A 14523-nucleotide genomic window follows, 5' to 3' on the forward strand; every position below is an offset into this window, starting at 1 on the left:
ATCCGTTCAAGTTCCAAACTCAAGGCGTTTCAAACTCAAGCTGTTGGAGACGATCATGGCCGCCCCTCGCCCCTACTGGAAAGGCACGCTCAAACTCTCGCTGGTGTCGTGCCCGGTGGCGCTGTACCCGGCCTCGACCTCGGTCGAGAAAACCCGCTTCCACATGATCAACCGCGAGACCGGCAACCGCCTCAAGCAGCAGATGGTCGACGCCGAGACCGGCGATGTCGTCGAGGGCGAGCAGAAGGGCCGCGGCTACGAGCTAAGGAAGGGCGAATATGTCGAGATCGAACGCGACGAGCTCGACGCGGTGGCGATCGAAAGCAGCCACGCCATCGACATCGACAGCTTCGTTCCGCGCGACGAGATCGACAAGCGCTACCTCAACCACCCCTATTATATCCGCCCCGACGGCAAGGCCGGAGCCGACGCCTTCGCGGTGATCCGCGACGCGATGAAGGATCAGGACCGCGTCGCGTTGGCGCGCATTGTGCTGACCAACCGCGAGCACATCATCGCCATCGAGCCGCTGGGCAAGGGCTTGCTCGGCACCACCCTCCGCTTCCCCTACGAGCTACGCGACGAGGAGGACTATTTTGACGACATCAAGAGCCCGAAGATCACCAAGGACATGGTCGAGCTGGCCGGCCATATCCTCGACAGCAAGGCCGCGCATTTCGATCCGTCGAAGTTCAAGGACGAGTACGAGACCGCGCTCAAGGCGCTGGTCCGCCGCAAGGCCTCGGGCAAGCCGATCAAGGCCGTCGAACGGGAGGAGAAGCCCAGCAACGTCGTCAGCCTGATAGATGCGCTGAAACAGAGCCTCAAGGGTCGCGGCGCGGCGCGGAAGTCCCGTTCCACCGCGCGGAGACAGACATCACACCGCAGGCCAGCGAAGAAGGCGCATCGCTCGACAGCGCGGTCGCGGAAGGCAAGCTAGGTCCACTTCCGTCATGGCCGGGCTTGTCCCGGCCATCCACGTCTTCTTTGCCCAAGAAAGTGGATGCCCGGGACAAGCCCGGGCATGACGAGAGCACGCTGCGCGCTCAGCGCTTCTTCGCGCTCTTGCGCTTCTTGCTGGTCTTCCGCTTCTTGGCTGCCTTCTTCGGCACCTTCTTGCCCTTGGCGCGCGCCTCGGAGAGTCCGATCGCGATCGCCTGCTTGCGGCTCGTCACCTTCTTCTTGGAGCGGCCGCTGCGCAGCGTGCCGGCCTTGCGCTTCTTCATCGCGCGCTTGACGTCGGCTGACGCCTTCCTGGAATACTTTCTTGCCATGACGTTGCTCCCGGGTGATGTCGGGTAATCGATCCCAGGAGCGAAAGTTCCGTTTAGTCCGCCGCACGCAGCCGATAGCCGATGCCGGTCTCGGTCAGCACGAATTGCGGACGTTCCGGATCGGCCTCGATCTTCTGGCGCAGCTGGCGGACGTAGACGCGCAGATATTGCGCATCGGTCAGCTCATCCCACAATTCCTTCAGCAGGAAGCGATGCGTCAGCACCTTGCCGGCATGCTGCACCAGCACGCGCAGCAAATCGTACTCCTTCGGCGAGAGCTTTATCTCCTTCTCGCCGACCTTGACGATCCGCCGCACCAAATCGACCGAAAGATCGCCGGAGCGAAACACCGGACGCTCGCCCTGCACCTGCAGCTGGTGACGCAGCGCGGCGCGCAGCCGCGCCAGCAATTCATCCATGCCGAACGGCTTTGTCAGATAGTCGTCGGCGCCGAGGTCGAGCGCCTGCACCTTGCCGGCCTCGTCGCCGCGGCTCGACAGCACCACGATCGGCACGGCCTCGTTGCGGCCGCGGATCATGCGCAAGAGATCATGCCCCTGGATATCAGGCAGGCCAAGATCGAGGATGATCAGCGCAGGATCCTCGCTCAGCATCTCCAGCGCCATCTTGCCATTGGAGGCTTCCAGGATGTCGTAGCCTTGCGTGGAGAGCCCCATCCGCAGCAATTTGCGGATCGGCGGCTCGTCATCGATGACCAGGACCTTGATCGGCGTTGCATTCATGCGGCGGTATCCAGCGCGTTGGTGTCGGCCGGCACAGGCAGCCGGATGGTGATCACGGCCCCGCTGCGATCGGCGCGGTTGGCGGCCGCGATCGTGCCGCGCATCGCCTCGACGAAGCCGCGGGAGATCGCGAGCCCGAGGCCAGTACCCGGGCGGACATGGTCGCCCTTCTCGGCGCGATAGAACTTGTCGAACACGCTTTCCAGCTCCGCAGGCGGAATGCCGTTACCCTCGTCCATGATCTGCAGCGCGATCGTATTGCGGTCGCGCGCGCTGCGAATCGAAATGGTGGTGTCCGCAGGCGCATATTTGGCGGCGTTGTCGAGCAGATTGAACAGCACCTGCTCGAACAGCACGGCGTCGAGCTCCAGCATCGGCAGATCGGAGGCAAGCTCCAGCGACACCTTGTGATGGACGAGGATCTTGCCGGCGCGGCGCAGGGCGCTGCCGACGATCTCGCCGACATCGTGGCGAGCGGTGTTCGGCACGACGGCGCCGGATTCGAGCTTGGTCATATCGAGCAGATTGGCGATGAAGCGGTTCAGCCGCTCGGACTCGTCGATCACGGTCGCCAGCAGATCGTGCTTCTGTGCATCGGTGAGGCTCGCCCCAAGATCGCGCAAGGTCGAAGCGGAGCCGAGCACGGAAGCGAGCGGCGTCTTGAGATCATGCGAGATGGAGGTCAGGAGCGCGCCGCGCAGGCGATCGGACTCCACCGTGCGCTTGACGCGGTCCATGTCCTCGACCAGCAGCACGCGCTCGATGGCGAGCCCACCCTGGTCGACCAGCGCATCCAGCAGACGGCGTTGATCCGGGGTCAGCAGCGGCCCGGTGCGGTCGTCGTCGATGCCGATCACGCCGATCGCGCCGCGGCCGGTGCGCATCGGCAAGAACAGCCGCTTGGCGCCAGGCAGCGTGTCGGAGCCACGGCCGGCCGGCCGGTCATTGCCCCAGGCCCAGTTGGCGGCGGCAAGGTCGGCCTTGTCGAGCTGGTCCTCCGGCGGATAGCCGGCCTTCACGGTCAGCACGCCCTCCTCCGGCAGCAGCAGCACCACGCGCACCTTCAGCATCAGTGCCGTCTGGTAGGCGGTCGCCCACAAGACATCGTCGAGCGTTGCAGTGCCCGCGAGCTTGCGGCTGAAGGCGTAAAGCGATTCCGTGGTGCGGACGCGACCGATCGCAGTGTCCGCCTGGGTGCGTACCCGCGCAGCGACATTGGAGACCAGGATCGCGACCACCATGAACAGGAAGAAGGCCGCGACGTTGGTCGGATCGGTGATCGTGAACGTGTAGACCGGCGGCAGGAAGAAGAAATTGTAGCATAGCGACGCCGCGACGGTCGCCAGCAACGAAGGCCACAGGCCGTAGCGGACCGCGACGCCAACCACGGCGGTGAGCAGCACGAGGTCGACATTCTCGATGCCGAACCAGGGTTCGATCAGAATGGCAACACCGAGCGCAACCGCCACCGTCAGCAGCGACCAGAGATAGGGCCGCGGATTGAACGGCTCCTGCCGCGCCGCGGTCTGCACCGGCGTCTTGCCGACCGGCTGCTCGTCGCCCGCGATCACGTTGACGCTGATATTGCCGGCGCGGCGGACCAGATCGTGCACAACGGAGCCGCGCGTCATCTCGAACCAGCGCGAACGCGTCGACTTGCCGATGATGATCTGGGTGACGTTGTTGGCGTGGGCGAAATTGATGACGTCGTCGGCAATGCGGCGCCCGACGCCGGGAACGGTCACCGCCTCGCCGCCGAGCGATTCCGCAAGCCGCATCGTGTCGGCGAGCCGGTCGCGCTGCTCGTCGGTCAATTGCAGGCTGCGCCGCGTCTCGATGCTGATCGCGGTCCAGGGTGCGTGCAAACGGTCCGCGAGACGCTTGGTGTAGCGCACGAGACCAGCGGCGCGCGGGTCCTCGCTGAGGCAGACCAGGATGCGTTCACCGGCCGCCCAGGGGCCGGCGATGGCGTTGGCCTGCATGTGGTTGAGCAGTTGCTCGTCGACCCGTTCGGCGGTGCGGCGCAACGCCAGCTCGCGCAACGCGGTCAGGTTGCCCGGCGAGAAGTAATGCTCCAGCGCCCGCTCGGCCTGCTTGGGCACATAGACCTTGCCCTCCTTCAGCCGCTGGATCAGATCGTCGGGCGTGAGATCGATCAGCTCGATCGCATCGGCGCGATCGAACACCGAGTCCGGCACGGTCTCGCGCACCCGCACATGGGTGATCTGCGCGACGACATCGTTGAGGCTCTCGATGTGCTGGATGTTGACGGCGGTGTAGACGTCGATGCCGTGCGAGAGCAACTCCTCGACGTCGAGATGGCGCTTCGGATGACGGCTGCCCGGCGCATTGGTATGGGCGAGCTCGTCGACCAATGCCAGTTGGGGGCGCCGCGCGATCAGCGCGTCCAGATCCATCTCCTCCAGCGTCTGGTCGCGATAGCTGAGCCGCTTGCGCGGGATCACCTCCAGCCCCTTGACCAGCGCCTCGGTCTCGACCCGGCCGTGGGTCTCGACAAAGCCGACCACGACGTCGACGCCCGCCTTAAGGCGGGCGTGGGCGCTTTGCAGCATCTCGTAGGTCTTGCCGACGCCGGGCGCCGCGCCGATGAAGATTTTCAGCCGCCCCGCCCGGTCGTTCTCGCGGCGCGCCGCTTCCAGCAGCGCGTCCGGCGAAGGTCGTTTTTCAAGGTCGAGGCGCTGATTTGCCATACGGCAATATAGTCATCCGGTTCGGGGCCGCCCAATTCTCCTATTTCGTGGCAGCGCCGTCCAGCGCCAGATTGAGCGCAAGAACGTTAACGCGGGGCTCGCCGAGCAGACCGGCAAAGCGGGACTGCGTGTACTGGGTGACCAGCTGGCGCAGTTGCTCTTCCGGCAGCTTCCGCACCTTCGCGATCCGCGGCACCTGGAACAGTGCGGCCTCCGGCGAGATATCCGGGTCCAGACCGCTTGCGGAGGTGGTGACGAGGTCGACGGGGACGGCCGCGTCGGGGTTCTCGGCCTTCAGCTTGTCGACGTCCTCCTTGATCCGGTCGTTCAGCGCCTTGCTGGTCGGACCGAGATTGGAGCCGCCGGAGTTCGCCGCGTTGTAGGGCGCGGAAACCGTCTTGGTCGAATCATTCGGATCAGGCGCGAGCGTCGCGGACAGGCGGCCGTGGAAATATTTGTCGTCCTTGAACTCCTGCCCGATCAGGGCGGAGCCAACCACCTTGCCGTCCTTCTCGATCAGGCTGCCTTCAGCCTGTTTCGGAAAGATGGCGCCGGCAATCGCGGTCATGGCGAGCGGATAGGCAAGCCCCGTGATCGCAGTGAGCGCGAGCAGCAAGATGATGGCGGGGCGGATTTCGCGAAGCATGATGTGAACTCCTCAGGCCAGGCCCAGGGCGGCGACGACGAGGTCGATCGCCTTGATGCCGATGAAGGGAATGATGATGCCGCCGAGGCCGTAGATCATCAGGTTGCGGCGGAGCAGCGCGCCGGCACCGACCGCGCGGTACTTGACGCCCTTCAGCGCCAGCGGGATCAGCGCGATGATGATCAGCGCGTTGAAGATGATCGCCGACAGGATGGCGCTCTGCGGGCTCGCCAGATGCATGACATTCAGCACCCCGAGTTGCGGATAGAACGCCAGGAACATCGCCGGAATGATCGCAAAGTATTTCGCGACGTCGTTGGCGATCGAGAACGTGGTCAGCGCGCCACGGGTCATCAGCAGCTGCTTGCCGATCTCGACCACCTCGATCAGCTTGGTCGGATTGGAGTCGAGGTCGACCATGTTGCCCGCCTCGCGCGCGGCCTGCGTGCCGGTGTTCATGGCGACGCCGACGTCGGCCTGGGCGAGCGCCGGCGCGTCATTGGTGCCGTCGCCGCACATCGCCACCAGCTTGCCCTTGGCCTGCTCGTCGCGGATCAGCTTGAGCTTGTCCTCCGGGGTCGCCTGCGCCAGGAAATCGTCGACGCCGGCTTCCGCCGCGATCGCCGCCGCCGTCATCGGATTATCGCCGGTGATCATCACGGTGCGGATGCCCATCCGACGCAGCTCGGCGAAGCGCTCGCGGATGCCGCCCTTGACGATGTCCTTGAGGTGCACCACACCGAGCAGCTTGCCGTCCTTGGCGACCGCAAGCGGCGTGCCGCCGGCCTTGGAGATCTCGTCGGCGATGGACTGGATCTCGCGCGCCTCCGCACTCATCGTCGCCTGAATGGAGCGAACGGTATTGCCGGACGCGACGACGCGGGGTTCGCCGCCTTCGACATAGCTGAGGATCGCATCCACCGCGCCCTTGCGGACCGACATGGTGCCGGCGTCGATGCCGCTCATCCGGGTCTGCGCCGTGAACGGCACGAAGGTCGCGTGAAGCTCGTGCATCTCACGGCCGCGGATACCGTATTTCTCCTTGGCCAGCACGACGATGGAGCGCCCTTCCGGCGTCTCGTCGGCCAGCGAAGCCAGCTGGGCCGCATCCGCCAGATCCTGCTCGGAGACGCCGCGCACGGGACGGAACGCGGTCGCCTGACGGTTACCGAGCGTGATGGTCCCGGTCTTGTCCAGCAGCAGCGTATCGACGTCGCCGGCGGCTTCCACCGCGCGACCGGACATCGCCAGCACGTTGAAGCGCACCAGACGGTCCATGCCGGCAATGCCGATCGCCGACAGGAGCGCACCGATCGTGGTCGGGATCAGCGTCACGAACAGCGCCACCAGGATCACGACCGAGATCGAGCCCCCGGCATAGGCCGCGTAGCTCGGGATCGTGACGGTCGCAAACACGAAGATGATGGTCAGGCCGGCGAGCAGGATGTTCAGCGCGATCTCGTTCGGCGTCTTCTGCCGCTCGGCGCCTTCCACCAGCTTGATCATGCGGTCGATGAAGGTCGAGCCCTGGGCCGCGGTGATGCGGACGCGGATCCAGTCGGACAGCACCTGGGTGCCGCCGGTCACCGCCGAACGGTCGCCGCCGGACTCACGGATCACAGGCGCGGACTCGCCGGTGATGGCGGCTTCGTTCACCGAGGCAACGCCTTCGATCACCTCACCGTCGGAGGGGATGTTGTCGCCGGCCTCGACCAGCACGATGTCGCCGACCTTCAGCGAGGTGCCGGGTACCATGCGATAGGTCCGGTCCGTGCCGGTGAGCAGCTTGGCCTGGCTCTCGGTACGGGTCTTCTTCAGCGATTCAGCCTGCGCCTTGCCGCGGCCTTCGGCGACGGCTTCGGCGAAATTGGCAAACAGCACGGTGAACCAGAGCCAGACGATGATCTGGAAGGTGAAGCCGAGGCTTGCACCACCGGTCACGAGATCACGGATGAAGATCACCGTGGTCAGCGCGGCGACGATCTCGACCACGAACATCACGGGGTTCTTGATCATCAGCCGCGGATCGAGCTTGACCACCGCCGACTTGATCGCAGGCAGCAGAATCTTCGGGTCGAGCATGGTCGACGCCTTGACCTGTTTCTGCAGTTTCATGGTTTCCATGGAAGTCACTCCAGTCAATTCGATCAGAACAGCATGTTGGCGTTCATGGCGAGATGCTCGACGATCGGTCCGAGCGCCAGCGCCGGGAAGAAGGTGAGACCGCCCATGATCAGGATCACGCCGACCACAAGACCGACGAACAGGCCGCCGGTGGTCGGGAACGTGCCCATCGAGGGCGGGATCGACTTCTTCTCCGCAAGCGATCCCGCGATCGCCATCGCGGGGACGATCATGAAGAAGCGGCCGACGAACATCGCAACGGCACCGGTCGTGTTGTAGAAGAACGTGTTGCCGGTCAGGCCTGCGAATGCCGAGCCGTTATTGCCGGTCTGCGAGGTGTAGGCGTACAGCACTTCCGAGAACCCGTGCGGGCCGGCATTGGCCATCGAGGCCACGGCCGGCGGATACACGACGGCGACCGCGGTCCAGCCCAGGATCATCAGCGGCAGCACCAGGATGGCGAGCATCGCCATCTTGACCTCGCGCGCCTCGATCTTCTTGCCGACATATTCCGGCGTGCGGCCGACCATCAGGCCCGCCACGAAGATCGCGAGAATGACGAACAGCAGCATGCCGTACATGCCGGCGCCGACGCCGCCGACGACGATCTCGCCGAGCTCGATATTGATCAGCGGGATCATGCCGCCCAGCGCGGTGAAGCTGTCATGCATGGCGTTGACCGCGCCGCACGAGGCCGCCGTGGTGATGACGGCGAACAGCGAGGACGCGACGATGCCGAAGCGGACCTCCTTGCCCTCCATGTTGCCGCCGGTCAGGCCGAGCGCCTGCAACGCCGTGGTGCCATTGGCTTCCGCCCAGTAAGTGATGGCGACGCCGGCGATGAACAGCACGCCCATCACGGCGAGGATCGCCCAACCCTGGCGCTCATTGCCGACCATGCGGCCGAACACGTTGGTCAGGGCCGCCCCCAGCGCGAAGATCGAGATCATCTGCACGAAATTCGACAGCGCGGTCGGGTTCTCGAACGGATGCGCGGCGTTGGCGTTGAAGAAGCCGCCGCCGTTGGTGCCGAGCATCTTGATGGCGACTTGCGATGCGACCGGACCGAGCGCGATGGTCTGCTTGCCGCCCTCCAGCGTGGTGGCATCGACATAGGCGCCGAGCGTCTGCGGCATGCCCTGCCAGACCAGGAACAGCGTGTAGACGATGCAGATCGGCAGCAGCACATAGAGCGTGCAGCGCGTGACGTCGACCCAGAAATTGCCGACGGTTCGCATCGAGGAACGCGAAAAGCCGCGGATCAGCGCCACGGCGAGCGCGATGCCGGTTGCAGCCGACAGGAAGTTCTGGTGCGTCAGGCCGAGCATCTGCACCAGATAGGACAGCGTGCTCTCGCCGCCGTAATTCTGCCAGTTGGTGTTGGTGATGAAGGAGATCGCCGTATTGAAGGAGAGGTCCTCGGCAACCGCGGATTGGCCGGCCGGATTGAACGGCAGAACGGCCTGCAGCCGCATCAGGGCGTAGATGATCACGACGCCGCCGACGTGGAACAGCAGCATGGCGATCGTGTAGGTGAGCCAGTGCTGCTCGCGCTTCTCGTCGACACCGCCGACCCAGTACAGCCCGCGCTCGAGCGGGCGCAGCACGGGAGACAGGAAGGTGCTCTCGCCGTTGAATACGCGGGTCATGTACCAGCCGAGCGGTTTGACCAGCGCGACCACGATCGCGCAATAAAGGAGAATTTGGATCCAGCCGATGACGGTCATCGCGTCAAACCTTTCGAATGGGCTGTGGTGGCAGAAGCAAAACGACCACGGCAAGCAGGAGCCCGGTCAGGGCCGCATCTGCCGCCAGAATGGTGCACAGGGTGAGCACGGCGCGGCTCAGAAGCGCTCGGGCCGCAGCAGCGCGTAGGTGAGGTAGAACAGCAGGCCCAGCGAAACGAGGCCGGCGAGCGAATAATCGAAGATCATCGCACCCTCCGCTTACAGCCGTTCGCAGGCATAGGCGTAGCCGATCCCGGCCGCGAACAGGCCGGCCGCCAGCAACGCCATCAGAATGTCCATCATGGGAAGCTCCTACGTCGTGGGCGCGGCAGGGCCATAAAGGCTTCCGCACCGGATGGTCGTGAAGTGCCATCCACGGCATAGGTTTTCGAGATGCGACCAATAGGGACGTTATAGGAATCCTATAAGGGCTCGACACAGGCCCAACCTGTAGGGTGGGCAAAGGAGCGCTAGCGACGTGCCCACCATCGCACGAGCGGTGCAAGAGTGGTGGGCACGCTTCGCTTTGCCCACCCTACAGATCCCCTCCCATGCCTATGAAATTCCTATATCTCGCGCGCCTGCCTCATCTCGTTTTCAAACGGCGCTTTGGTCATTTTGCATATGCGGCCCGAGCTTTCGGCCGCGCTTGAGACGAGATGACGCCATGTCGTTGCTATCAGAAAATCTACACCCCGATCTCGGCGACCGGCTCCGCGATGCCTGTGCGGTCACCACCGAGTTCATGACCGACATCATCAGCCAGGCCTGCCGACGCTTCCCGTCGCAGGGGCAGCGCGGCAAGACCGCGCAGGTCGAGCGGCTGATCGCATCCGGCGCCTGGACCGACGCGGCGCTGGCGCTGCTCGACCTGGAGCTGCCGCAATGGCAGGTCCGCCGCCTGGTCTACGACGAGGGCGAGTGGCACTGTGCGCTGTCGCGCGAGCGCGAGTTGCCCGACTGGCTCGACCAGTCGATCGAGACCCATCATGCGGATCTCGCCCTTGCGATCCTCGCCGGTTTCGTCGAAGCGCAGCGCGCGACGGCGCCGGAGAGCCGAACCAGCGTGCCGGCCGTGCGCCGCAACACGGGCGCGCTCTATGAGCCGATGCTGAGCGAGAATTTCGGCTGATCGTACTCGTATGGGTACAAGAGACCTCCCGCAAGACCTCATCCGTCACGAGTCCTGATGGGCTTCTCGCCACGCTGCTCGAGCGCGACCATCCCAACGCGATAAAGGTCGCGCTGCCGCGCGCAACAGGCGCAGCGTCACGGCTCCATCGCAATGCACAATGCCTCGCGCGATCGTCGTCGGCGCGTGCCACCCATATTGAGGTTCCCGAGCCGAACCCCATATCCCCGGCAAGGGAGTGCTTGCCGTGCAGACCTTGAAGGCGGCTCTCGTTGCGGCGGCTGTGGTCGTCGCTCTCTTTGTCTCGATCCGTCCGGGTGCGGCGGAGGAGAACCGTCGTCTGGCCCTGACGATCTCAATCGACGGCGCCATCGGACCGGCGTCGGCCAGCTACGTCAAGGACGCCCTGGCCAAGGCGGCCGAACGGCGCGCCGAAATCGTCGTGCTGCGCCTGAATACGCCGGGCGGTCTCAACACCAGCATGCGCGAGATCATCGCCGACGTGCTCGCCTCGCCCGTTCCTGTCGCCGGATTCGTCGCGCCCTCCGGCGCCCATGCCGCGAGTGCCGGGACCTACATCCTCTACGCGACGCACATCGCGGCCATGGCGCCCGGTACCAATATCGGTGCTGCAACGCCGGTGCAGATTGGCAGCCCGATTCCGGGGCTACCGAGCGGAACGCCCGACAAGAACGGCAAGGACAAAAAGGATGGCGACCGTCCGGCGGAAGCAAAGGACGCCATGATGGCCAAGGCGACCAATGATGCCGTCGCCTATATCCGCAGCCTTGCCGAATTGCGTGGCCGCAATGCCGACTGGGCCGAGAAGGCGGTGCGTGAAGCCGCCACCCTCTCCGCCAACGGCGCGCTGCAGGCCAAGGCCATCGACCTCATCGCGCGCGATCCGGCGGATTTGCTAAAACAGATCGACGGGCGCGTGGTGGAGGTTGCAGGCGGCAGGACGCAACGCCTGACGACGACGGATGCAACGGTCGAAGCCATCGATCCCGGCTGGATCTCGCGCCTGCTTGCGGTCATCACCAATCCCAACGTGGCCTTTATCCTGCTGATGATCGGCATCTACGGGCTGATCTTCGAGTTCATGTCCCCCGGCGCGGTCGCCCCCGGGGTCGTCGGCACAATCTGCCTGCTGCTCGGCCTCTATGCCCTCAACATGCTCCCGATCAACTACGCCGGCTTCGCCCTGATGCTGGTCGGGCTCGCGCTCCTCACCATCGAAGTCTTCAACCCGACGATCGTGATTGGCTTCGGCGGGGCCATCGCCGTTGCGCTGGGCGCGCTGATGCTCTTCCGCGTTGAAGCACCCGGCTACAGGCTGTCATGGTGGGTGATCGGCGGCACGATCGCGGTGTTCGTCGCGTTCTTTCTCGTCGTGCTCGGCTCGCTTCGCCGCGCCCGCAAGGGGCCGGTCCGGGTCGGCGCGCAGGCGATGCAAGGCCTTCCCGCCGAGGTGCTCGACTGGTCCGAGACGAGGGGGCACGTCTTCACCAATGGTGAGCGCTGGCAGGCCCGCGGCACCGAGACGTTCAAGTCCGGAGACCGGGTCGAAGTGGCCAACATCATCGATTTGACGCTCGTGGTCCGGCGCGCACCGGCCTCCACGGGCGAGGGAGGTACAGCATGACGCTCGATTATTTCAGCTACGCGGCGCTGGCGCTGCTCGTGATCATATTCCTGACCCAGGCCGTTCGGGTCCTGCGCGAATATGAGCGCGGCGTCATCTTCACGCTCGGCCGCTTCACCGGAGTCAAGGGCCCGGGGCTGATCATCCTGATTCCGGTCGTGCAGCAACTCGTGAAGGTCGATCTTCGGGTGGTGGTCCAGGTCGTGCCGCCGCAGGACGTGATTTCGCGCGACAACGTCTCGGTCAAGGTCAACGCCGTCCTCTACTTCCGCATCGTCGATGCCGAGCGCGCCATCATCAAGGTCAGCGACTACCTCGCCGCGACCAGCCAGCTCGCACAGACCACGCTGCGCTCGGTGCTCGGCAAGCATGAGCTCGACGAGATGCTGGCGGAACGCGACAGGCTGAACGCCGACATCCAGGAAATCCTCGACAAGCAGACCGACGTCTGGGGCATCAAGGTGACCGGGATCGAGATCAAGGATGTCGATATCAACGAGACCATGGTGCGGGCGATCGCCAAGCAGGCCGAGGCGGAACGGTTGCGGCGCGCCAAGGTGATCAACGCGATGGGCGAGCAGCAGGCCGCCGAGAAACTGGTCGAGGCGGGAAGGATCCTGGCGCAGGAGCCGCAAGCCATGCAGCTGCGCTATTTCGCGGCGCTGCATGACATCGCGGGCGAACGCTCCTCGACTGTCGTCTTCCCGCTCCCGATGAACCTGCTGGATCACCTGACACGGCGCAGCGAAGCGACCTGACTTCGCCGCTTGTCGGCGAACCGTGGCTCGCGCCGGCGCATGCCAGGACTAACGATGCTTCGCCCGCCATGCCGGTCCGGGGCCACGCATGTAATGCGCTTCGGGACGGTAGATGCCGACGGGCTCGCAGGCGAGCCTGGCGAGGACGGATAGCAACCGCCCGAGAAGCGTTTGCAGCAGGGCGCGCGCCGTCATCTCAATAGTCCCATTTCTCACCAAGCACGACCGGCTGCCGCGGATAGCTTTCGGCATCCTGGCCGGCATTGGCGAGGCGGCGGTCGCCGGTCAACGCGCCGTCCCTCTGGCTTGCCGCGTGCCACCTCAGCTCGTTGCGCAACCGCCTGATCTTCGCGGCAGCAATGGCCCGGTGAATCATCCGCAGCGTCGCGCCGAGCCGGCGGAGGACGCGCGCCGGCGAAAAGCTCCGGGCGCGCGCCGTCCCGCGCAGGCGAATCTCGTTCTGATAAAGCAGGGTCATCTCGTGTTATCCCATGGCGGCGCAGCTGTGCACCGCGTCATGGGAGAAGATGCTGACATCGTCGTAGGAATTCGAGACGGGCTGCCACCGATCCGTATAGGGTCCGCATAAGAGTTGACCGGCCCTACGGGAACACGGCCTCTCCCCCACGCATTGACGAGAGCCCCGGCGGTGCTAGCCTTTGCGAAACGACGCGCCGCCGAGCAGGCCGGTATCTGTCGCAAAGGGTGGAAACCATGAACGTCGTATCGCCAGCCAGTGCGAGCACCGAACCCGTCACCTCGGACGGCGTGATCGCCGCCGGTGCCTATGTCGACGGACGGCGCGTCGCCAATATCGCGATCGACGAGGCCGGCAGCTGGCGCAGCAAGCCGGATCATGTGGTGTGGATCGGCCTGCACGAGCCGGAGACGCAACTGCTCAAGCGGGTGCAGCAGCAGTTCGAGCTGCACGACCTCGCGATCGAGGACGCCGATCATGCGCATCAGCGGCCGAAGATCGAGCAGTATGGCGACGCGCTGTTCATCGTGGCGCGCACCGCGCAGCTCGACGGCGACAGCATCGCCTTCGGCGAGACGCATCTGTTCGTCGGCGAGGGCTACATCGTCTCGGTCCGCCACGGCGCCTCGACCTCGTACAAGCCGGTGCGCGAACGCTGCGAGAGCTGTCCGCGCGCGCTCGCCCGCGGCGAAGACTACATCCTCTACGCCATCCTCGACTTCATCGTCGACAACTACTCGCCGGTGCTCGAAACCATTCAGGTGGAGGTCGAGGCGATGGAGGCCGAGGTGCTAGCGAGCGCGATGACGCGTGCGCAGATCGAGCGGCTGTATCTCTTGCGGCGCGATCTGCTGCGGCTGCGCAACGCGGTGGGGCCTCTCGTCGAGGTCTGCCGCCGGCTGGAGCATGACAATCTGCCGATGGTGCGCCCGACGATGCGCCCGTTGTTCCGCGACGTCACCGACCACGTCCGCACCGTCCAGGAACGGATCGATTCCCTGCGCGAGGTTCTGGCGTTCGCGTTTGAAGCGAGCCTGCTGGTCGGCCAGGCACAGGAGACCGCGATCTCCAAGAAGCTCGCCTCGTGGCTCGCGATCGTCGCAGTGCCGACCATGATTGCAGGAATCTACGGCATGAACTTCAAGCACATGCCGGAGCTGGAATGGGAGTATGGCTACTTTGCCGTGATCGGCGCGATCGTGACCGTCTGCGCGGTGCTGTTCTGGCGGTTCCGGCGAGTGGGGTGGTTGTAGCAGTCCGTAGCCCGGATGGAGCGCAGCGCAAT

General features: G+C 65.0%; 13 protein-coding genes. 5 read left to right on the top strand and 8 right to left on the bottom strand.

Translation table 11 applies throughout. From position 1 onward, the window contains the following. Positions 1–55: 55 nt before the first annotated feature. Positions 56–940, top strand: coding sequence for a Ku protein (locus JQ604_RS08850; RefSeq protein ID WP_212355532.1), 885 nt, complete (start codon positions 56–58; stop codon positions 938–940). A 106-nt stretch (positions 941–1046) separates the two neighbouring features. Here the strand turns inward: JQ604_RS08850 and JQ604_RS08855 are convergent, their stop codons facing one another. From JQ604_RS08855 to JQ604_RS08885, 7 genes are all read right to left on the bottom strand, one after another. Continuing rightward, entirely contained in the window at positions 1047–1274 is a 228-nt protein-coding gene (locus tag JQ604_RS08855) for a DUF6496 domain-containing protein (RefSeq protein WP_212355534.1), read from the bottom strand. Positions 1275–1327: 53 nt separating this feature from the next. Beyond that, positions 1328–2017 carry a response regulator gene (locus tag JQ604_RS08860; protein WP_212355536.1) on the bottom strand — a complete coding sequence of 230 codons (690 nt, stop codon included), beginning with the start codon at positions 2015–2017 and terminating at the stop codon, positions 1328–1330. Beyond that, positions 2014–4728, bottom strand: a complete 2715-nt coding sequence (locus JQ604_RS08865) for a sensor histidine kinase (protein WP_212355538.1) — start codon at positions 4726–4728, stop codon at positions 2014–2016. The genes JQ604_RS08860 and JQ604_RS08865 overlap by 4 nt, the downstream gene beginning before the upstream one ends. A 40-nt stretch (positions 4729–4768) precedes the next feature. Then, positions 4769–5374 carry a K(+)-transporting ATPase subunit C gene (locus tag JQ604_RS08870; protein WP_212355546.1) on the bottom strand — a complete coding sequence of 202 codons (606 nt, stop codon included), beginning with the start codon at positions 5372–5374 and terminating at the stop codon, positions 4769–4771. Between the two features lie 12 nt (positions 5375–5386). After that, positions 5387–7498, bottom strand: coding sequence for a potassium-transporting ATPase subunit KdpB (kdpB, locus tag JQ604_RS08875; RefSeq protein WP_212355556.1), 2112 nt, complete (start codon positions 7496–7498; stop codon positions 5387–5389). A 23-nt stretch (positions 7499–7521) separates the two neighbouring features. Next, a complete protein-coding gene (kdpA, locus tag JQ604_RS08880; RefSeq protein WP_212355558.1) occupies positions 7522–9225 on the bottom strand; it encodes a potassium-transporting ATPase subunit KdpA in 1704 nt (567 codons plus the stop codon). Between the two features lie 117 nt (positions 9226–9342). Then, positions 9343–9432 (bottom strand): K(+)-transporting ATPase subunit F, encoded by a 90-nt coding sequence (locus JQ604_RS08885; protein WP_016846764.1) that lies wholly within the window; start codon positions 9430–9432, stop codon positions 9343–9345. A 460-nt stretch (positions 9433–9892) separates the two neighbouring features. Between JQ604_RS08885 and JQ604_RS08890 the strand changes: the two genes are divergently transcribed. From JQ604_RS08890 to JQ604_RS08900, 3 genes are all read left to right on the top strand, one after another. Then, positions 9893–10357, top strand: a complete 465-nt coding sequence (locus JQ604_RS08890) for a hypothetical protein (protein WP_212355560.1) — start codon at positions 9893–9895, stop codon at positions 10355–10357. 247 nt (positions 10358–10604) lie between these two features. Next, positions 10605–12002: an NfeD family protein gene (locus tag JQ604_RS08895; RefSeq protein WP_212355562.1), complete on the top strand. Its 1398-nt coding sequence runs from the start codon at positions 10605–10607 to the stop codon at positions 12000–12002. Next, entirely contained in the window at positions 11999–12760 is a 762-nt protein-coding gene (locus JQ604_RS08900) for a slipin family protein (RefSeq protein ID WP_212355564.1), read from the top strand. The genes JQ604_RS08895 and JQ604_RS08900 overlap by 4 nt, the downstream gene beginning before the upstream one ends. Positions 12761–12956: 196 nt before the next feature. Here the strand turns inward: JQ604_RS08900 and JQ604_RS08905 are convergent, their stop codons facing one another. Then, the gene (locus JQ604_RS08905; protein ID WP_212355566.1) at positions 12957–13238 is read right to left on the bottom strand and encodes a hypothetical protein; all 282 of its coding nucleotides are present in this window, start codon (positions 13236–13238) and stop codon (positions 12957–12959) included. 236 nt (positions 13239–13474) lie between these two features. On the opposite strand from JQ604_RS08905, the gene corA reads away from it, so the two are divergent. Beyond that, positions 13475–14491 carry a magnesium/cobalt transporter CorA gene (gene corA, locus JQ604_RS08910; RefSeq protein ID WP_212355568.1) on the top strand — a complete coding sequence of 339 codons (1017 nt, stop codon included), beginning with the start codon at positions 13475–13477 and terminating at the stop codon, positions 14489–14491. Positions 14492–14523: the final 32 nt, after the last annotated feature.

This window comes from Bradyrhizobium jicamae (genome assembly GCF_018130695.1).
GTDB lineage: Bacteria > Pseudomonadota > Alphaproteobacteria > Rhizobiales > Xanthobacteraceae > Bradyrhizobium > Bradyrhizobium jicamae_B.